17 protein-coding genes are annotated in these 19,923 nt (G+C 67.4%); 7 read left to right on the top strand and 10 right to left on the bottom strand.

Going from position 1 to position 19,923, the window contains the following annotated elements:
- Nucleotides 1-19 precede the first annotated feature (19 nt).
- Together OG326_RS09020 and OG326_RS09015 are read left to right on the top strand one after the other, a co-directional pair.
- Nucleotides 20-1,291: an MFS transporter gene (locus OG326_RS09020; protein WP_442790931.1), complete on the top strand. Its 1,272-nt coding sequence runs from the start codon at nt 20-22 to the stop codon at nt 1,289-1,291.
- An 88-nt stretch (nt 1,292-1,379) separates the two neighbouring features.
- A complete protein-coding gene (locus OG326_RS09015; RefSeq protein WP_327144147.1) occupies nt 1,380-2,282 on the top strand; it encodes a sterol desaturase family protein in 903 nt (300 codons plus the stop codon).
- Here OG326_RS09015 and OG326_RS09010 read toward each other — a convergent pair.
- Nucleotides 2,183-2,902 carry a dienelactone hydrolase family protein gene (locus tag OG326_RS09010; RefSeq protein ID WP_327144146.1) on the bottom strand — a complete coding sequence of 240 codons (720 nt, stop codon included), beginning with the start codon at nt 2,900-2,902 and terminating at the stop codon, nt 2,183-2,185. The two genes, OG326_RS09015 and OG326_RS09010, sit on opposite strands and share 100 nt — an antisense overlap.
- A gap of 206 nt (nt 2,903-3,108) precedes the next feature.
- On the opposite strand from OG326_RS09010, the gene OG326_RS09005 reads away from it, so the two are divergent.
- Nucleotides 3,109-4,101 carry an LLM class F420-dependent oxidoreductase gene (locus tag OG326_RS09005; protein ID WP_327144145.1) on the top strand — a complete coding sequence of 331 codons (993 nt, stop codon included), beginning with the start codon at nt 3,109-3,111 and terminating at the stop codon, nt 4,099-4,101.
- Between the two features lie 10 nt (nt 4,102-4,111).
- Here the strand turns inward: OG326_RS09005 and OG326_RS09000 are convergent, their stop codons facing one another.
- A complete protein-coding gene (locus tag OG326_RS09000) occupies nt 4,112-5,431 on the bottom strand; it encodes a family 1 glycosylhydrolase (protein WP_327144144.1) in 1,320 nt (439 codons plus the stop codon).
- 107 nt (nt 5,432-5,538) lie between these two features.
- Between OG326_RS09000 and OG326_RS08995 the strand changes: the two genes are divergently transcribed.
- The gene (locus tag OG326_RS08995) at nt 5,539-6,105 is read left to right on the top strand and encodes a TetR/AcrR family transcriptional regulator (protein ID WP_327144143.1); all 567 of its coding nucleotides are present in this window, start codon (nt 5,539-5,541) and stop codon (nt 6,103-6,105) included.
- Nucleotides 6,106-6,120: 15 nt separating this feature from the next.
- Here OG326_RS08995 and OG326_RS08990 read toward each other — a convergent pair whose 3' ends face one another.
- The 3 genes from OG326_RS08990 to OG326_RS08980 form a co-directional block, all read right to left on the bottom strand.
- On the bottom strand, nt 6,121-7,653 hold the full coding sequence (locus OG326_RS08990; RefSeq protein WP_327144142.1) for a YfcC family protein: 1,533 nt from the start codon (nt 7,651-7,653) through the stop codon (nt 6,121-6,123).
- Nucleotides 7,650-8,999 (bottom strand): M20/M25/M40 family metallo-hydrolase, encoded by a 1,350-nt coding sequence (locus tag OG326_RS08985; RefSeq protein ID WP_327144141.1) that lies wholly within the window; start codon nt 8,997-8,999, stop codon nt 7,650-7,652. The genes OG326_RS08990 and OG326_RS08985 overlap by 4 nt, the downstream gene beginning before the upstream one ends.
- Before the next feature lie 87 nt (nt 9,000-9,086).
- Nucleotides 9,087-10,481 (bottom strand): ROK family transcriptional regulator, encoded by a 1,395-nt coding sequence (locus OG326_RS08980; RefSeq protein ID WP_327144140.1) that lies wholly within the window; start codon nt 10,479-10,481, stop codon nt 9,087-9,089.
- Nucleotides 10,482-10,548: 67 nt separating this feature from the next.
- On the opposite strand from OG326_RS08980, the gene OG326_RS08975 reads away from it, so the two are divergent.
- Together OG326_RS08975 and OG326_RS08970 are read left to right on the top strand one after the other, a co-directional pair.
- The gene (locus OG326_RS08975) at nt 10,549-12,093 is read left to right on the top strand and encodes a carboxylesterase/lipase family protein (protein WP_327144139.1); all 1,545 of its coding nucleotides are present in this window, start codon (nt 10,549-10,551) and stop codon (nt 12,091-12,093) included.
- Between the two features lie 102 nt (nt 12,094-12,195).
- Entirely contained in the window at nt 12,196-12,903 is a 708-nt protein-coding gene (locus OG326_RS08970; RefSeq protein ID WP_327144138.1) for a hypothetical protein, read from the top strand.
- Between the two features lie 22 nt (nt 12,904-12,925).
- Here OG326_RS08970 and OG326_RS08965 read toward each other — a convergent pair whose 3' ends face one another.
- From OG326_RS08965 to OG326_RS08950, 4 genes are all read right to left on the bottom strand, one after another.
- Nucleotides 12,926-13,984, bottom strand: coding sequence for an aminotransferase class V-fold PLP-dependent enzyme (locus OG326_RS08965; protein WP_327144137.1), 1,059 nt, complete (start codon nt 13,982-13,984; stop codon nt 12,926-12,928).
- A gap of 69 nt (nt 13,985-14,053) precedes the next feature.
- The gene (locus OG326_RS08960; RefSeq protein WP_327144136.1) at nt 14,054-15,001 is read right to left on the bottom strand and encodes a hypothetical protein; all 948 of its coding nucleotides are present in this window, start codon (nt 14,999-15,001) and stop codon (nt 14,054-14,056) included.
- 8 nt (nt 15,002-15,009) lie between these two features.
- A complete protein-coding gene (locus tag OG326_RS08955) occupies nt 15,010-16,437 on the bottom strand; it encodes a pyridoxal phosphate-dependent aminotransferase (RefSeq protein ID WP_327144135.1) in 1,428 nt (475 codons plus the stop codon).
- On the bottom strand, nt 16,434-17,456 hold the full coding sequence (locus tag OG326_RS08950; RefSeq protein WP_327144134.1) for a helix-turn-helix transcriptional regulator: 1,023 nt from the start codon (nt 17,454-17,456) through the stop codon (nt 16,434-16,436). The genes OG326_RS08955 and OG326_RS08950 overlap by 4 nt, the downstream gene beginning before the upstream one ends.
- A gap of 439 nt (nt 17,457-17,895) precedes the next feature.
- Between OG326_RS08950 and OG326_RS08945 the strand changes: the two genes are divergently transcribed.
- The gene (locus OG326_RS08945) at nt 17,896-18,318 is read left to right on the top strand and encodes a hypothetical protein (protein ID WP_327144133.1); all 423 of its coding nucleotides are present in this window, start codon (nt 17,896-17,898) and stop codon (nt 18,316-18,318) included.
- 39 nt (nt 18,319-18,357) lie between these two features.
- On the opposite strand, the gene OG326_RS08940 is transcribed toward OG326_RS08945, so the two are convergent.
- A complete protein-coding gene (locus OG326_RS08940; protein ID WP_327144132.1) occupies nt 18,358-19,860 on the bottom strand; it encodes a flavin-containing monooxygenase in 1,503 nt (500 codons plus the stop codon).
- Between the last annotated feature and the right edge of the window lie 63 nt (nt 19,861-19,923).

Raw genomic sequence — 19,923 nt, 5'->3', positions numbered from 1 at the left:
TGAGGTCGAGAGGACTGTGATGACAACATCGACCTCCGCCGGCGGCCTGACCGACACCGGCGCAATATCTTCCAGCGCTGCTTCCGGTCGGTTCGCCGCTGGAGCGCGGTCGTCGAGTCGCGCGTGGATGAGCGTGGCGGGGGCGATCTTCGCGATTGCCTGGGGTGGAAACGAATTCACGCCGCTGCTGGTCATGTACAAGCGGGACGGGTTGCCGGTCACCACGGTTGACCTGCTGCTGTTCGAGTATGTGCTGGGCATCGTGCCCGCGCTGCTGATCGGCGGGCCGCTGTCGGATCGCTATGGGCGGCGGCTTCTCATGCGGCCGGCGCCGCTGATCGCCGCGGCCGGGTCGCTGCTGCTGGCATTCGGATCGTCATCCGTACCAATGCTTTCCGCCGGTCGTGTGCTGTGCGGCATCGCACTCGGACTGGCCATGGCGGTCGGCAGCAGCTGGCTCAAGGAGCTGTCGCAGCCGCCGTTCGCGCCCGAAACCGCGTCCGGCACGGGGGCGCGGCGCTCGGCCATGAGTCTCACCGGTGGATTCGGCGTGGGTGCGGGTGTCGCCGGTGTGCTCGCGCAGTGGGGTCCCTGGCCGGACACCCTGCCGTATCTGATCAATGCCGGACTCTGCCTGGCCGCGGCGGCGTGGCTGGCCCGCGCGCCGGAAACGACTGCGCCGCAGCGGAACACGGCCCGGCTGCTGGATGATCTGAAGGTTCCGGTCGGCGCGCATCGGCGCTTCCGACTGGTGGCCCTCCCGATCGCGCTGTGGCTGTTCGCCTGTTCCGCAACGGCATACGCCATCATGCCGACCCTCATGATGCCCAAGGTGCACGGTGCGCCCATCGCCTTCTCGGCGCTGATCACCGTGATCACCCTCGGCTGCGGTTTCGGCATTCAATCGGTGGCGCGCAGGCTGGACCGGCCGGGCACCATCCGGCTGCCGGTACTGGCGCTGGCCCTGATCGTCGCCGGATTGGCGCTGGCCGCGGCGGCCTCGGGCGCACTGACACTGTGGCTGACCGTCGCCACCGCGATCGTCCTCGGTCTGGGCTTCGGCATCGGCCTGGTCGCCGGACTGCTGGAGATCGAGCGCATGGCCCGCCCCGACGACCTCGCCGGACTCACCGCGGTCTTCTACGCGGTCAGCTACCTCGGCTTCGGTTTCCCGGCGGTCATGGCCATGCTGCACGACGGCACCGGCGTCGGCTATCCCGCCATGTTCACGGTGCTCGCGCTGGCCGCCACAGCCTGCCTCGCTCTCATCACCCGCTGCCGCCGCGACTGAGCCCCTTCCGGAGATAACGCCGCGAGCCTTACAGTCGGTGCAGATGTAGTGAGTGCGCGGGCATCGGCGCGGGAGTGGAGCGGTCGCCGTGGACCTGTGGGACCAGATCAATCAACCCGTGACGTATGCGATCCCGTTCTTCGTGCTCGCCCTGGTCGTCGAGATCCTCTCGCTGCGCGCGCACGGCGAGGAGCGGGCGGGCTACGAGAAGGGCGATGCGCGCAACAGCCTGGTCATGGGCGCGGTATCGGTGTTCGTCAGCGGGGCGGCCAAGTTCGTCGCGCTGATCGGGTACGCGGTGCTCTATGTGCACGCGCCCTGGCATATCGATCCGCGCAACCCGCTCAGCTGGATCGGTGTGATGCTGGCGGTGGATCTGCTGTGGTACGGGTATCACCGCACGTCACACCGGGTTCGGGTGGTGTGGGCGGCGCATCAGGTGCACCACAACAGCCGGTACTTCAATTACGCGACGGCCCTGCGGCAGAAGTGGAATCCGTGGTTCGAACTGCTGGCGTGGATTCCGCTGCCACTGCTGGGCGTGCCGCCGTGGATGGTGTTCACGGCGTGGTCCTGCAATCTGATCTACCAGTTCTGGGTGCATACCGAGACCATCGGGAAGCTGCCGCGCTGGTTCGAGTTCGTCTTCAATACGCCCTCGCACCACCGGGTGCATCACGCCAGCGATGCGGAATACCTGGACCGCAATTACGGCGGCATCTTCATTCTGTGGGACCGGCTGTTCGGCACCTTCCGCGCCGAAACCTTCCGGCCCACCTACGGTTTGACCAAGAATATCGAGAGCACCAGCGTATTCACCCTGCAGTACTACGAATTCGGCGCGCTCTGGCGAGACCTGCGCTCCAGCAGGAGGATTCGGGACTGGGCCGGTTACGCGTTCGGTCCGCCGGGCTGGTCGCCGGGTGACAGATGGGTGTCGAAGAAGGCGAAGATGCGCGACCAGGCATCGCGGGTGGCGTCCTCGTCGTAGCCGAGGCCCAGTACGCGGACCAGCGGCTGGCCGGGATGGTGGTCGGCGAAGGAGTGCCCGACACCCGGATAGGTCTTCACATCGTGCTCGATGCCGAGGTCGGTGAGCGCATGCTCGAGCTTGGTACCGCCGCCGATATTCTGCGGATCGCGCGAACCGTAACTGGCGACCACGGGGCACGCGCCGCGCAGAACTTCTTCATATTTGGCACGACCGGCCGGGTAGAACGGGGCCGCGGCATCGAAGCCCTCGGGCGCGACCAGCAGGGCGAACCCGCCACCGAGGCAGAAACCCACCACCGCGATCTTGCCCGTGCAGTTCGGATCCGCGGTGAGCTGGTCGCGGGCGGCGAGAATATCGCGCACCGTCGCGCCCTTACCGCTGAACATCAGGTCCCGGATCATGCTCGGCACACACCGGACCGCGCCGCGGGAGAACAGGTTCGGGGCGAGGGCCAGATAGCCGTTGTCAGCCAGCATCCGGGTGGTCTCGCGCATCGCGGTGTGGACTCCGACCATGTCGTGCAGGACCACCACCCCCGGCCACGGTCCGTCGCCGGCAGGCGTTTCCAGGTGGGCCTCGACGGGCCCGTCCGGCGCCTTCAACTGTATTGAGCCCACAGTCGAGCTCCCTCCCCTAGACGTGCGAACACGGGATGATCGCTGCCGCAGAATTCTAGTTCGTCCCCGGACGACATCTCCCGGTTTCGGGACGACCCGGACACCAGCATTAGGCGCGCCCAGCGCCGAATGGTTGCCCATCCGCCGTGGAGCGGGAACAGTGGTGCGCGGTATTCGCAGACCAAGATCAAACGGAGGAGTCACTCGTGCGCTTCGGCCATTTCATTCCCCAGGGCTGGCGGCTCGACCTGGTCGGCATCGACCCGGCGCAGCAGTGGGGCGTGATGCGCGACCTCGCCCTGCGCGCCGATGCGACGGAGGCCTGGGAGTCGGTCTGGGTGTACGACCACTTCCACACCGTGCCGGAGCCCACCGAGGAGGCCACCCACGAGGCTTGGACGCTGATGTCGGCCTTCGCCGCCAGCACCTCGCGAATTCGGCTGGGGCAGATGTGCACCGCCATCAGCTACCGCAATCCGGCCTATCTGGCCAAGGTGGCGGCGACGGTGGATCTGATCTCCGGCGGACGCCTCGAAATGGGCATCGGCGGCGGCTGGTACGAGCACGAATGGCGCGCCTACGGCTATGGATTCCCGCCCGCCGGTGAGCGTCTGGGCCGGCTGGACGAGGGTGTGCAGATCTTCAAGCAGGCCTGGACCGAGGGGTCGGTCACGCTCGACGGTAAGCACTACCAGGTCGACGGCGCCATTGTCCGCCCACTTCCGTTGCAGGAGGGCGGCATTCCGATCTGGATCGCGGGTGGCGGTGAGAAGGTGACACTGCGCATTGCGGCGAAGTACGCGCAGTACACCAACTTCTCCGGGGATCCGGCCGAATTCGCGCACAAGTCCGAACTGCTGCGCGGCCACTGTGCCGCGGTCGGCACCGATTTCGATGCCATCACCCGCAGTTCGAACTTCAATACGGTCATCGGCGCCACCGAGGCCGAGGTGCGGGACCGCCTCGCCGCCCTGCAGGATCGCTTCACCCCGATCCTCGGCGCCGAGACGGCGAAGGGCCACGTGGACAACCTCTTCCGCAGCAGCCCGGCCGTCGGCACCCCGGAGCAGGTCGTCGAAAAGCTCAGCCGCACCAAGGCTCTCGGCCTCTCCTACGCCATCCACTACTTCCCCGAACTGGCCTATGACACCTCGGGTATCGAACTGTTCGAGCGGGAAGTGATTCCGGCGCTGCGCTGACGGGCACCGATCAGCGCGGCACGGTCACCGGATCGGTGCAGCTGGAGAGGGCATCGACCAGCGAGCAGGGCTGCGGGTTGCGGGTCGGGCGATAATCAGCCGGGACGCCGCCGTCGTGGGTGATGGCGGTGTAGGCCGGGACGGCGTCGGTGGGCTGACGGGTGAGGGTGGGATCAGTCAGCACATCGACGGTGTAGAGGCCGAATCGCGGTGTGTAGGAGCCCCATTCGTAATTATCGGTGAGGCTCCAGTAGTTGTAGCCGATGACGTTCATTCCGTCGGCCTTGGCGCGCTGGATCCAGTAGACAGTGTCGCGCAGGTCGTCGGCGCGAGCGTAACCGTCGGCACGGGGCTTGCCGTTCTCGGTGGGCATGCCGTTCTCCACGATGTACAGCGGCTTACCGGGGAACTGGCGCGAATAGTGCTGCAGCGCATAGTAGATGCCCTCCGGCTGCAGCGGATTGTTCCACAGCTGGCTGAAGTTCTGCACCATCGAGGTGACGGTGTCCGGCGACATGCCGTAGTAGTAGTCGATGCCGACGTAATCGATCTTCGCGGCGATCTTGGCGATGAACGGACCGTTGACCGCATCGTCGGCGCCGGGGAAGTACGCGACATTGCTGGTCACCATGGCGCCGGGCTGCACCTGGTGGATGTGGTCGTAGATGGCATTGTGCGCCTGCGCGATTCGATCCTGCATACCCGGCACGTCGGTGGCCGGAAGCCCACCGTGGCGCAGTTCGTTGAGCCCGTAGAAGGTGGGCTCGTTGAAGGTCACCCACAGCGGATTGTCGTGCGCATAGCGATCCACGACGGTGCGGGCATTGGCCAGCCAGTCATCGACCATGCCGGGGTTGTGCCAGCCGCCGCGATCGACCTCCCAGCCCGGGAACACCCAGTGGTCCAGGGTGATCATGGGCCGCATACCGGCGGCCGTGATCTTCCCGATCACACTGTCGTAGAAGCGCAGTCCGTCCTCCGACCACACACCGGGCTGCGGCTGCACGCGCGCCCACTCGATGCTGATCCGGTAGACCTTCACGCCGAGGCCGGCGGCCAGATCGATATCGGAGGCGTAGCGATCGAAGAAGTCGACCGAGTCGCGGTACGGGTCATCGGTCTTGCCCTGCGCCACGTACCGGGACCAGTTGCTGTCGGGCGCGTGGCCCTCGGACTGGAAGCCGGAGGCCGCCACACCCCAGAGGAAATCGGGCCCGAGCGGCGCGACCTGGGCGGGCGCGTCGGGGCGGGCGTAGGCCCCGGGTGCGGCCAGGACCAGGCTGGCGGCGACGAGAGCTGCGGGAACAAGAGCTCGGGGACGGAATCGCATCGGGACCGGTTTCTCCTTCGCTGTTCGCGGCGAGGGCCGCTGTGAAAACCGTACATCGCTCGGTTTTGGGGTGCAAGAAAGCAATGATCGAGCTCTAGACTCGATCCGTGGCGAAACGGGGGCCCTACGGCAAGGGCATCGAACGGCGGGAGCAGATTCTCGAGGCAGCACTGCGCACCATTGCGGAGCGCGGGTTCCTGGCCACCTCCGTCGCCGAGTTGGCCGAGGCGGTCGGACTGAGCCAGGGCGGACTGCTGCACTACTTCGGCACGAAGGAAGAGCTCTTCGTCGCCGTCCTGCGCAAGCGCGACGAGGCCGATATGGTCGCGCTGCGCGCTCCCGATCCGGCGGCCTACATCGCCGTGATTCGACGAAATGCCCAGGTGCCCGGCCTGATCGAGCTCTTCACCCATATGCAGGCGGCCGCGGCCGATCCGCGTCATCCGGCCCACGCCTACATGAAGGAACGGTACCGCCGAGGCACCGCGGCGTTTTCGCAGTCGCTGCGCGATATGCGGGAGGCCGGCGCCCTGCCCGCCCATATCGACGCCGATGCCGCCGCCACCACCTTCTTCGCCCTCTCCGACGGCTTGCAATCGCGCTGGCTGATCGACCCGAGCCTGGATATGGCCGCCCATCTGGAATTGGTGTGGCGCAACCTCATCGGCGCCTGATACCGGACCGCCCACTCAGCCGATCCAGGCCGCCACGGCGAGGAACGCACAGGTGAGCACGAAGAGAATCACCATGAGCGGCACCACGAACTTCACGTAGCGGTCGTAGCGCACCTTCGCCAGTGCGATGCCACCGGTGACCACCGCGGTGGTGGGCGTGACCAGATTGGCCCAGCCCGAGGCCGACTGCCAGGCCGTAACCACCAGGGAGCGTGGCACATTCGCGAAATCGGCGAGCGGAGCCATGATCGGCATGGCCAGCGTGGCATGCCCGGACGTGGAGGGGATCAGGAAGGCCAGCGGGATATTCACCAGGAACACCGCGACCGCGAACACCGCCGAGGAGGTGCCGGTCACCACGCCCTCCAGGGCATGCAGCACGGTGCTGGTGATCTGGGTGTTGTTCATGATCACGGTGACGCCGCGGGCGAGCACGATCACGATGCCCGCACCCACGAAGTCGCCGAAGCCCTTCCCGATCGCCTCGGACATCCTGCCCTCGCCCAACCCGCCGATCAGGCCCACCACCACCGCACCGACCAGGAACAGCGCGGTGAGCTCCGGGAAGTACCAATCCAATTCCCACGGAAAGGATTTCGCGTCCGGGCCGTTGATCACGGTCGCCCACGGAATGATGGCGAAGATCATGAACGCGAAGGTGAGGCCGACCATCCAGAGCACCGCGACCTGACGGCGGGTCATCGGATCCGGTTCGTGCTCTTCGGCTTTCACCTCACGGTCGCCCGGCAGCCAGCCCGACCAGGACTTGTCCGGGTCCGTCTTCACCCGGCGCGCGTACCAGAGCACATACGCGACCGTGACGAGGGTGAGCACCACCAGCATGGCCAGGCGCAGCACAATGCCGTCGCCGATCGGGACCCCGGCGGCCGAGGAGGCGGTGCCGGTCGCGAAAGGATTGACGGTCGAGCACATGACGCCGACGCCCGCACCGCAGATGATGGCGCCGACCGCGGTCATGCGGTCGTAGCCCAGGGCCAGCATCAGCGGCACCAGCAGCGCATAGAAGCCCAGGGTCTCCTCGGCAAAGCCCTCCACCGTGCCCGCGACGGCGAAGACCACCATGATGCCGACGATGAGCAGAAAGGACCGGCTGCGCAGCTTGTAGGCCAGCCGCCCGATACCGCTGTCCAGCGCGCCGGTCGCGAAGGCGACGGTGATGAAGGCGCCGACGGCCAGCACGAACAGGAACACCGCGGCCGCGCCGTAGAGCGAGCCGGACATGTCGGGCGCGACCTGGCCGGTCTTGGGGTCCTGAATGCCGTAGAGGCCGTTGATCGGCGCGAGGAACAGATCGCGCAGCCGCGCCGTGAAACCCTTCGCACCCTCGATCCGGTGATACGACCCGGCAATGGTGTGTCCCTTGTCATCCACCCGGTACGCGCCCGGCGGAATCACGAAGGCCGCCAGCCACACCGCGACGGTGACACCGGCGAGGATCGTATAGGTGGAGGGGAAGCCCCGCTTCTTGCGGTGCTGAGCGGGTTTCGGCTCGGACTCCGGATCGGCGGTCGCCGTGGTTTCGCTCATTTGCGCATCCTGTTCGCGAACAGTTGGAAGAATTCCGCCTCCGCGAGCGCCACATTGGCCAGTTCGCTCAGCAGTACGCGCTCATTGAAGCCGTGCATATTGCAGTTGGAATCCTCGGCGCCGATCATGATCACCTCGGCGGCCGGATTGGCCGCTGCCATGGAATTGGTGAGCGGGATGGAGCCGCCCATGGCGGAATCGACCACCTCGGTATTCCAGGACTTTCCCATGGCCTCGCGCATGGCGGCATAGGCGGGACCGGTTGTGCCCGCGGCGAATCCGGAACCGACATCACCGCCGGTGACCGTCAGTTCGATGCCGTAGGGCTTGACCTTCCTCAGGTGCTCGATGACGGCGCGCTGCCCCTCGGCCGGATCCTGTTCGGGATGCACGCGCACGTTCAGATAGGCCTTGGCGTACGGAATCACCGCGGAGGCAGCGGTTTTCACCGGTGGTGCGTCCAGTCCGATGACGGTGATGGCGGGCCCGTACCAGATGCGCTCACCGATCGGCCCGGTGCCCAGCAGCGGCATTCCCGGTGCCATGCCGGTGATTTCGGCGAATTCCTCATCCGTGTAGTTCGCTCCGGTCCACGTGTCCCGGCGCAGACCCTCGACCGCAACATTGCCCTCGGCATCGTGCAGTGTGGCCAGTCCGGCCATGAGCGCGAGCAGCGCATCCGGTGCCGCACCGCCGAATTGGCCGGAGTGCACCGGAGCCGCCAGCGTGCGGACCTCGACGAAGACATCGGCGACCCCGCGCAGTGCGGTCACCAGGGTGGGGGCGCCCGCGCGAATATTGCCGGCATCGCAGATGAGCAGGGCATCGGCCTGGAACAGCTCCGGCTTCTCGGCCGGATAATCGTCGAAGCCCGACCCGAACTCCTCCTGGCCCTCGATGACGAGGGTGACGCCGACCGGCGGTTTACCGCCGTAGGCCCGCAGCGCGCCGATATGCGCGACCACATTGGATTTGCAGTCGGCCGCGCCGCGGCCGTAGATGGCGCCGTCCTTCTCGGTCGGGGTGAACGGCGGTGTGTTCCAGAGACTTTCGTCGCCGGAGGGCTGCACGTCGTAGTGCCCGTAGAGCAGGACGGTCGGTGCGCCCGGCGGAGGCGGAATGCGGGCGTAGATGACCGGGGAGGTATCCGGCAGATTCAGCACCTGAATATCGCCGACGCCGGACTTCCGCAATTCCTCGGCAATGAGATCGTGCGCCCGCTGCACGTTCTCCTTGGGATAGTCCGGGAAGGCGATGGAGGGAATGGCGACCAGCTGCTTCAGCAGGTCCTTCAGCTCGGGCATCAGGTCGCCGACTGTGCTTCGCAGGTCCTGGCGCAAGTCCATGCCGCTATAAAACCATCCCGGACAGTCGTTTCAGCGAATCTGCGGCGAGTTTCCCGTGACGGAAATTCGGGGTTCCCGGCCCCGGCGTCAGGCCCGGGTCGCCAATGGGAGCAGCGGTACCGACGCGGGATCGGAAAGCACAGTGCGCCTGGCGAATTCGATCGCGCCGAGCAGCATGGCGTCCTCCCCCAGCACAGCCGGGGCGATGGTCAGCCGCAGAGCCGGGGCGAGGGCACGGCGACCGGCGAGCTGCTGCTCGATGGTCGGGGCCAGCCAGGGGAACCAGTGCGCGAGCAGGCCGCCCAGCACGATCTCGTCGACATCGAGCAGGGCGGTGACCGACAGAATCACCGCGCCCAGCGCCTGCCCGGCGGTGCGGACGGCCGCTACCGCCGGTGCGTCGGCGGCTCCCAGCGCCTCGACCAATCGAGTCGAGGTGGCGTGCAAGCCCTCTCGAATCAGCAGTTCACCCAGGCCCGCGGCGGTAAGGACGGCCTCGGGCCCGGCATAGAGCACCAGACACCCGTGCGCACCGCAGACGCACCGCGGACCGTCCAGCGCGACCGGCATATGCCCGGGTTCACCGGCGATACCGTGGCTGCCGATCTGAATGCGGCCATCCAGCACCACACCGCCGCCGATCCCCGTCCCCGCCTCGATGAGCACCAGCCCGCGCTGCCGCGGCCGGGCGTGAAACTCCGCGAACGCCGCCGCATTGCCGTCATTGATCACCTCCACCGGACAGTCCATACCCGGCAGCCGCGCGGCCACCAGCTCCCCCAGCCGAACCGGTTGCAGCCAGCCGAAATCCGGAGCCATCACCACGGTCTGCGCGGCATCGTCCCGCACCGGCCCGGCCATGGCGATCACCACACGCACAAGCACAGAGTCGGCCGCCGCAGCGATGGCCTCAGCCGTTCCGTGCGCAGCGTCAGCGACGGCGGCCGCATCCGAGAGCGCATCCGCCGACGCGATGGCCTCGTGCTCCCCTCCGCGCTTCGCAGCTGCCACTGCGGCATTCGATGTGGCGGTCGCCAGTTCGGCACGACGTACCACCGCAGCCACCACGTCCGCCATGGCCTCGGGCGTGCCCGGTGCGCAGTTGTGCGGCGCAGCCGCACGCCAGATGACCGCACCCGCGAGGTCCGCGACCACCACGCGCAGTTGCTCCGAGCTGATCTGCACCGCCACCGACAGCGCGCGGCGGGGCGCGAGTCGCAGCGGGCGTCCGGGCCGGCCGCGGCCGCCGCTGCGGAGGGCGGTGTCCTCACCCACCAGGCCGCGTTCCACCAGGTCGCCGACCAGTGTCGTGACCGAGCCGTGCGCGAGTCCGGTGGCCGTCGCGACCTCGGTGCGCGCGCAGGGACCGTGCGCGGCGATATGCCGCAGCACCAGCCCCAGATTGCGGCGGCGAACTGCGGCGGAGTCGCTCGGTGAGACGGCGGCGGAATCGTTCGGGCCGCCCGTGTGTGCGTGGTCCACGAGTCGACATTATGCTGGCCATGATTTATTTCAACCGTTGACTTATATTCGGGACCAGAGGTTAGCCATGCTCACACCGCAGCTCGGACGTCGCTCACTACTGCTGGGGGCGGGCGTACTGGCCCTGGCCACCGCGTGTTCGACCACAAAATCCGACAGCAAGGGCGACTCCGGCACCGTCACCACCACCTACGGCCCGGTCAATGGCGTACGCCGCGATACCGGCACCGCCTACCTGGGCATCCCGTACGCCCAGCCGCCCGTGGGTGATCTGCGATTCGCCGCACCGGTACCGCCCACCCCGTGGCACGAGGTCCGCGATTGCACCGCATACGGACCCACCGCGCAGCGCAAATCCCTCACCGAGGTGACCGCGATCCCCGAGCCGTCCATTCCGGGTGACGGCGTCCTGAACCTCAATGTCTTCACCCCAAGCCCCGGCAAGGACGCCAAACTGCCTGTGCTGGTGTGGATTCACGGCGGTGGCTTCGTCGCGGGCAGTGCGGCCAGCCCGTGGTACGACGGCGCTTCGTTCAATCGCGACGGTGTGGTGGTGGTGTCCGTCGGCTACCGGCTCGGCATCGAGGGCTTCCTGCATCTGGAGGGCGCACCCGATAATCGCGCGGTCCTCGACTGGATCGCGGCGCTGACCTGGGTTCGGGACAATATCGCGGCCTTCGGCGGCGATCCGGGCCGGGTGACCGTCGCGGGTCAGTCCGCCGGCGGCGGCGCGGTGTGGGCGCTCATGGCCGCACCCTCCGCGAAAGGCCTTTTCCACGCGGGCATTTCGGAGTCGGGCGCACTCTCGCAGCCGAATGCCCGGGCGGACGGAGCGGCCGTCGCGGACCTGTTCACCAAGCGCACCGGCCTCCCCGCGACCGCCGCCGCACTGCACGATCTCACCGGCGCTCAGATCCAGGATCTCGAGGACAAGCTGCGCGCCGTCGGACCGGGCAGTGAGACCGTGCCCGCCCTCGGTCTGGCCCCTTTCGTGGACGGCACCCTCATTCCGCTGTCCTCGACGGATCTGCTGAAATCCGGTGGCGCGACCAATGTTCCACTGCTGCTCGGCTTCACCCGCGACGAGTTCAACGGTATGACCCGCGATCAGCCGATCACCGATGCCGCCCTGCCCGCCGCCTTCGCCGCCATGGGCCTGCCCGCCACCGATATCGATGGTTTCCGCACCGCCTACCCCGGTGACGCCGCCCCCCAGCTCCTCGGTCAGGCCCAGAGTGATCTGCTGCTGCGCGCACCCGCCTACCGCGTCGCCGAGGACCGTGCCACCCGCAACCAGCCGACCTGGCTCTACGAATTCACCTGGGAATCAACGGCTCCCGAGTACAAGGGCACTTCGTTCCACTGCCTGGATGTGCCCTTCGCCTTCGATTGCCTGCGCGCCCAGGGCGTCACGGCCGTGGCCGGCGACAATCCGCCCCAGGCTCTCGCCGATGCCGTCCACAAGAGCTGGGTTTCCTTCGTCACGACCTCCGATCCCGGCGCCGGCTGGCCGCGCTACACCCTCGATAAGCGCGAAACCATGATCTGGTCCGATTCACCCCGCGTGCAGACCGACCCGTTCGCGGCGCAGCGCGCGCTCTGGCTCCGCTGACCGCAGCGTGACGAGCGGAATACACCGTTCGCCGTTTGAAATGGCAAACTGGGGGCTAATACCCCGAATGCAGAGTATGTCGAGACGGACGGATGGTTCCAGATGCTCGAGTTTCGCAGGTGGGTAGTCCCTGCCGCAGTGGTCGCCACCCTGGGTCTGTCCGCGGTCCCGGCGGCCGAGGCGCAGGCCGATCCCGGCGATACGCAGGCAGCACTGGGCGGCGGGTCCGGGATCGTACTGGGCCGGTCCACCAAGTGCAGTTTGACGACGATCGGGTACGACGGGGCCGGGCGATTGGTCGGGTTCACCGCCGGGCACTGCGGTGACGCCGGTACCGCGGTATCCGGGGAACAGTTTCCCGATGCGGGCGTGGTCGGCCGGGTCGCCAGCTCCGATCCGCAACTCGATTACGCCGTAATCGAATTCGACCCCAGCGCCGTTGTCCCGATGAGCTCCGTCGGCGGCACCACCATCGCCGGCGTGGGCGGCGTTCCTTCCGCCTGGGATGTGGTGTGCCAGAACGGCCGTACCAGCGGCCGGGCCTGCGGAGTCGTATGGTCTTCCGGCCCAGGGGGATTCATCGATCAGGCCTGCTCCAGCTACGGAGACTCCGGCGGCCCGCTGACCGTCGACGATCGCCTGGTGGGCCTGGTCTCCAGCGTCCTGATCAGCGACACCCGGGCGCTCCGCTTCAGCTGTACCTCATCGGCGAATCCCGTGCACTCCCCCGTTGTCGCGGTGTCATGGGACGCCATCCGCGCCGCCGTCGACGCGAACAACGGTGTGGGAGCGGGCTTCCAACCCGCCTGAGTCCTGCGGCGGCGCAATCCGCCTATCCGATGAGCACATCCAGTGTGCGGTCGATCTCGGCCTCCGTGTTGTACAGGTGGCACGCCAGCCGCAGTCGACCCGCGCGGATTGCTCCGACAATCCCCGCCGCGCTCAATCGCTGTAATGCCTCGGGTGTGGCCTCGACCGAGACGATGGCCGAATTCGACTCGGGCAGGCCGAGTCCCGTGCGCAGGCGATTGGTGAGCGCCACATTGTGCCGCTGAATATTCTCGATCCCGAGGGACTGCACAAGATCCAGCGCGGGCACCTGCCCAAGCCATGCGGACCACACCGGTGACACATCGAATCGGCGGGCGTCCGCAGCCAGACCGAGGACCGGTTCGTAGACCGACGTCCACGGATCGTCCCCGGCGTACCAGCCCGCGGCGAGCGGCCGCAGGGTGTCCAGTGCCGCATCGGTCCCGGCCAGGAAGGCGGTGCCCTTCGGACCCAGCAGCCATTTGAAGCCCACGCTCACGATCCAGTCGGCTGCGGTGTCCCGCACCGGAAACCAGCCCGCGGCCTGACTGACATCGAGCAGCACCCGGGCGCCGGACGCGTGCGCGGCATCGACCACCGCGGGCACATCCAGCACGCCCCCGTCGGCCGACTGGACCACGGCCGCGGCCACCACCGCATCCCCGGGACGGATCGCGGCGGCCAGCTCGGACAGCGGCGCCGTACGGACCTCGAGGTCCCGCCGCGCCAGGAACGGCCATAGCACCGAGGTGAATTCACCCTCGGGCACAATGACTTTCGCGCCCGGCGGCAGGCTCTCCGCCACCAGGCCGACCAGTGCCGAGACCTGCGCCCCGATCGCGATCTGCCGGGCGTCGAACCCGGTCAGCCCGCCGAACGCGACCCGGCAGTCGTGGACGGCCGAATCGACGGCCACACTGTCGAATTCGCCGGTCACCCGCTGCCGCTCGGCCGCCTCGACCGCGGCGGCGACCGACTTCGGCGTCAGGCCGTGGCCCGCCGCATTGAGAAAGATCACCGAGGGCGCGAACGCCTCCGGGACGGTGGCCGCGAACGGCGCCGGAGTGCGAACGATCGTCATGACGCCATTCTGCGAGCCTTGCACCCGGCGGAAAAGATCCACCGACTCCGAAACTGGCTCGTTTCCGGCCTATCCGGAGTGGGTCGTCAATCCCAGGATGGCGGCGGCGGTCGCGGCGCCGTAGGCGCGACTGGCGGTGTGCGGGCGCTCGGCCGGAAAGTTGGAACGGTGCACCACCTGCACGTCTCCGGCCAGCCGCACCGTGGTATTCGCCTCGGTCGCAATGCAATTGCCACCGGCCTTGGCGGTGAGATCGACAACGACCGCCCCCGCCGTCAGCGCGTCGAGGGCCTCCTGATCGATCAGGAGCGGCGCGGAATCGCCACGATGTCCGGCGGCGCAGATGATCAGCTCCGGGTCGGCCTCGGAGATGAAGGCGGCAATCGCGGCCGGATCGGGCCGCAGCAGGAAGGCGCCCGCACCGGAGTCGATCGCCGCCTCTTCCTGCTCGGCCCGGCTACCGATCGCCGTCGGCGGCCGGTCACCCTGGCCCACCGCCGCGGTGATCGCCGCGAGACCGGCGTGGCCACAACCGACGATCAATGCCCTGACCCGGCGCTGCCGCACCCGCTCCGGCAATAGCGCGCGACCCGTGCGATAGGCGACGTCACCGGCGATTCGGCTCATGGCCGACAGCGGATCGGGCTGCGCCGAGCCGCTTCCGGACGGAATGCGCTCGAAGGCAATCGATCTCACACCGCGGTCATCCAGTGCGGCGATCCGGGCCTGCCGGTGAATCGGATCCTGGAAACCCACCAGCGACTGGCCCCGGCGCAGCGGCATCGAATCCAGGTTGTACACAGGGGGTTTCACCCACGCGATGACATCGGCCGCGAAAACCTGTTCCGGCCCCGGCACGATGCAGGCTCCGGCGTCCCGGTAGGCCGCATCGGTGAAGTCGGCCGCCCAGCCCGCGCCCTGTTCCACCAGTACGCGCACTTCGCGGCGCGACAACTCCGCCACATCGTCGGGTGTCAGCGCGACGCGCAGTTCGTGCGCGGCCGTCTCCCGTGGCACTCCGACGATCATGACGCGACGGGGATGGCGGGAATTCGGCGCTCCAGCAGGGCATCTCCGTAGGACATACCGGTGCGCAGCCGTCCGAGCAGGTATTCCATCCGGTCGAAGAGCTCGGCCAGCAGCTGGGGCGCGTCCTCCTCCTGACCGGCACCGTAGCGCGGCGCCGCCACATTGAGCCGCACACCCAGCCGCCGGGAACCAGTGCGATCCAAAGCGACACAGTCGATTCCGGCCACGGTGAGCAGCAGGTCCTCCAGCTCCGAACTGGTGCGCACGCCCGCGGCGGCCATCAGTCCCGGCTCGAATTCGACGGTGAGGAACATGCCCTGCCGACTGCCGAGCGGGCGGATCAGTTCGGCGCCGAACCGGGCATTGACCGCGCGCACCAGCGCACAGGCCGCATCCACCTGGCCGCGCAGCAGGGTGCGGTTGCGCGCCAGCAGCTCACCGGTGGTGTGCTCGATGGTGGCACGGGCCAGATGGGTGGTCTCCCGCTGGAACGACACCCGCAACCGGTCCCGGATCTCGTCCAGCCACCCGGTGTTCCCGGTGCAGGCCGCACCGAGTTTGCACGGCCCGAAGGCGTTGTAGGCCTTGGAGTTACCGGTAATGCTGAGCACACGATCATAGAGCCGCACCGGGCCGTCCGGCGTGGGCACCGACAGCGCGGCGATCGGCAGATGGTCCTCCACCAGCAGATCGAAGGACATATCGCAGATGATCGGCACCTCGGCGGCGACCAGGACCCGGCCGATCTCGGTCAGTTCCGCGACGGTGTACTCCGCGACCACCGGATTGCCGGGCAGCGTGAGCATGACACCGCACAGATTCCCCTGGCGCGCATGCTCTTGCAGGCAGCGTTCGAGCGCGGCCGGATCCACCTTGAACGAATCGTCCGCGGTCGCCGGGCTCGACACCATGCGCAGCCCGTACTTGGCGACGTGCACGCTGGCGCTCTTGTAGTAGCCCTCCGGGCACACCAGCACACCGCCCGGTCGCGCGATGGTCGCGATCGCCTCCTCGAGCAGAACGGTGCTCGAGTACGGGCACACGATGACCTCGCCCGGATCGACCCGGAGGCCGGGTACGCCCGGAGCCGGTGCGGACAGGCGCTGAAAAAGCTGCTCCGCCGCCAGTTTCCGGAGAATCAGCGGCTGCCGCTTGTCGTAGAGCAGCCCGTCCCGATACTCGTCCGGCTGGGTGCGGGTCATGACCTCGAGCCATGCGGTGTTCAAGGCCGCGACCGTGTCCGCGTCCATCCGCAGTCCGGTCTCGCCGTGATAGGCGTCGATGACACCGCGATAGGTCCGGCCCGCGGTGCCCGGAAACCAGGGCTCCGCACCGAGATAGGCGCGAGCGAACTTCTTGCGCTCGTCCGAGCGGTTCGTCATGTGCACCGGATCCGGGCACAGTACGGCTGCGGCGTCGGTCACCGGGGCGCGCCTTCGGCCGAATCGACCATGCCGTCGTTCCACGCCTGCGCCAGCGCCGCACGGAACAGCGGGCGGCAGTCCGCCTCCCCGAGCCGCTGGAACCGCGCCAGCGCCGGCTGCGCCATGACCTCGTTCACCACGAGCGCCAGGCCGCCGCCGGTGAGCGCGTAGAGCTTGTCGAACCGGCTCTGCGCGAACCGCACATCGTGCTTGAGCGCGGAGAATCGCGTCGCGACGCGCTCGCGCCGGGCGTAGTCGTATTCGCCTGTGGTCACATAACTCTCGTCCACGATGAGCATGCTCTGCGCATTGCTGGCGTGCAGCCGGTTCACCAGGACGGTCTCCACCCCGGCCTTGACCTGCTGCCAGATCTTGTCCTCGTAGGCCACCACATCGGCGATCTCGTCGAGGACATAGAGCCGGCGCACCACGATCCCGCCGGCGGCCAATCGCAGGATGGCGCTGTGGTACTCGTCGCCCAGATCGCCGCCGATGGTGCCCAGGTCCGCGGTGTGAATGGCACAGATCGCCCGCGACGCGCGGCTCAGCACGGTGAGCCAGTCATTGATGGTGTTCCACTCCCACACCGTGGCGCTGCCCGAAGGTATCTGTGTCAAAACCTCTTCGGCGCGTTCGAGTTGCCGTTCGGCGATATCACGCAGCGGTGCGACCTCCTCGCGCGCGGCCGAGGCGTCGACGAGGCTCTGGGCGATCGCCAGCACCCGTTCGACCGCCGCGGGGTCCTTGCCGAGCAGGATATTGAACCGCATGCGCAGATCGCTGTTGGCGACATCGGCCTCGGTCTCGTTGCCCGTGGTGGGCAGCCGCTCGCCCAGCACCGAGCTCAACCGCTCGCGTAGCGCGAGAGGCGGTATGCGAGTGCCGTTTTCGATCTGCTGTACCAGGCTGCGCGAGCAGCCCACCTGGTCGGCGAGCTGCAATTGCGTGAGATCGCGTTCCTTGCGGAGTCGCCGGACCTGCTTGCCGATCTGCTCGCCGTCCGCGGCGGAGCGAGACATGCGGTGTCTCCCATCGTGTTGCCGTGCTGCTGAGCCCACACGTGCCATGCGGCACCCATCCTAAGCACGATGTGTCATGTGTGCCACGCAAGTCGAGAGAGTTTTCGATTTGCAGTCTTGCAAAGATCGAAACCGACTCCGGCAGCGCCTACTTCAACGCTGAACGGCAGTCATCTGTGCCGTGATTCGGCTCAGAACCACTCCGAATTCAGGCGATAACGCGTATTTATGAGCACATCCTCGATACTTGCTGATCTCCATGATATTTTTCAGGCAAATCACGATTTGAAATATCGCTATCCAGCACGAAAACTCGCTTCTACTCAAACGTGTCATCGCCTAGCATTGGGGCACAGTCACTTTCGAACAGAGCTCCGACCGCACCGCCCGCAGTCGCAACCGAGTGGCTGCAGCTCCCCCCGAGGAGGTGTTCGCACCCATGGCCCTCGCACTCACCACGTGGTTGATCACCAGTGATGTGACTCCCGAAATCGCGCTCCGGTCAACAACTTCCGAAGACGAGTGGGTTCTGAGCTGGCTGCCGGACCGCAGCCTCACCCTGGAGCAGGCCGTCAGCGGCATGGTGCTCGACGAGATCCTGAGCGATCCGGAGCTCGCCGACGGGGAGCTGGCACTCGAACTGGCCGCCTTCCGGGCGGCCGAACTGGGCGTCACGCTCCGGGAAGTCGTGCTGCAGCTGGCGATTCGGATGGCACAGCGCGACCTGCTGCGCAGTCGGCAGAACGTCTGCATCCCGGCGCCGCACCACACTGTCGCCACCGACACACCCCCGGCCGGGCCCGAGCACTGCCATTCGCGTCAGTGCCGCTGCCGACCACAGACAGCCGCCGGTAGGGCCTGATCGGCCCTACCGGCGGCTGGTGCGGTACTCGAAGTCCGCTCAGGCGGAACGGGATTCGGCCGGGACACCCACGGCCTTGCGGGCGCCGCGACGGAAGCGCAGGATGCCGTCCTCGATGGCGCCCTTGCGCAGCATGGTGCGGTCGCGGAAGTAATTGTTGATGACCAGCCACGGGCCGCGGGTGCCCTGGCGAGGCATGACGCCGTCACCGCGCTGGATGTAGCCGGAGGTCAGCGCGCCGCCCATGAGCGAGGCCTCGGAGCGGTCGCCCTCCTCGGGAATCGCCACGACCTCGGTGTAACCCTCGGCCTTCATATGGTTGAGCAGGCGGCAGAAGTACTCGGCGGCCAGGTCGGCCTTCAGGGTCCAGGAGGCATTGGTGTAGCCCAGGATGACCATGAGGTTGGGGACATTGCTGAGCAGTGCGCCCTTGTACGCCACCAGATCTCGGGTCTGCAGGCTCTCGCCGTCCACCTCGAGGGTGGCCCCGCCCAGCATCTGCACCTGCAGGCCGGTCGCGCTCACGATGATATCGGCGGGCAGCTCCTCGCCGGACTTCAGGCGAATGCCGGTCTCGGTGAAGGTGTCGATGTGATCGGTGGCGATGGAGGCCTTACCGCTGCGCAGCACCTTGAACAGATCACCGTTGGGCACCACGCACAGCCGCTGATCCCACGGGTTGTAGGACGGGGTGAAGTGCCGCATATCGATTCCGGAGCCGATCTGCGCGCGCACCATGGCGAGCATCAGCTTGCGCGAGGCCGCCGGATTGGTGCGCGAGAGCTGGTAGCTGGCCCGCTGCAACGCGATATTGCGGGCACGGCCCGCCTTGTAGGCAATGGCGGCAGGCACTTTCGCGAACTTCAGGCCGACGGCGACCGGGTCGTTGGCGGGCAGCGCGGCAATGTAGGTGGGCGAGCGCTGCAGCATGGTGACATGCGCGGCCTTATCGCTCATGGCGGGAATCAGCGTGATGGCGGTCGCGCCGCTGCCGATGACCACCACGCGCTTGCCGGTGTAGTCGAGATCCTCGGGCCAGTGCTGCGGGTGCACGATCTGACCGGTGAACTTGTCCTCGCCGGGGAACTCGGGCCGGTAGCCCTTGTCGTAGTCGTAGTAACCGGTGCAGCCGACCAGGAAATTGGCGGTGTAGGTCTCGGCCTGACCGGTGCTCTCATCGAGCGCTTCGACGGTCCAGACGCCGGCTTCGCTGTTCCAGCTCGCGGTGGTCATCTTGCGGCCGAAACGAATGTGGTCGGTGACCCCGTATTCGGCGGCGGTGTCCTCGACGTACTGGCGGATGTGCGGGCCGTCGGCGAGCACCTTGGTGCCGATCCAGGGCCGGAAGCCGTAGCCGAAGGTGTACATATCGGAGTCGGAGCGAATGCCCGGGTACTTGAACAGATCCCAGGTACCGCCGATCGCGGTGCGACGCTCGAGAATCAGGTAGCTGCGACCCGTGTTCTCCCTGGTCAGATGGCAGGCCATGCCGATTCCGGACAGGCCAGCGCCGATGATCAGTACGTCGACATGCCGCGTCATTGAGGTACCCGTTTCGTCTGTTCTCGCCCCGGGCTCCGTCGTCCGGGTGCCACGAGTTTACGT

The sequence above is a fragment of the Nocardia sp. NBC_01327 genome, from assembly GCF_035958815.1.
Classification (GTDB): Bacteria; Actinomycetota; Actinomycetes; order Mycobacteriales; family Mycobacteriaceae; genus Nocardia.
The sequence above is the reverse complement of the archived record's forward strand: the minus strand, read 5'-3'. Positions and strand labels throughout refer to the sequence as shown.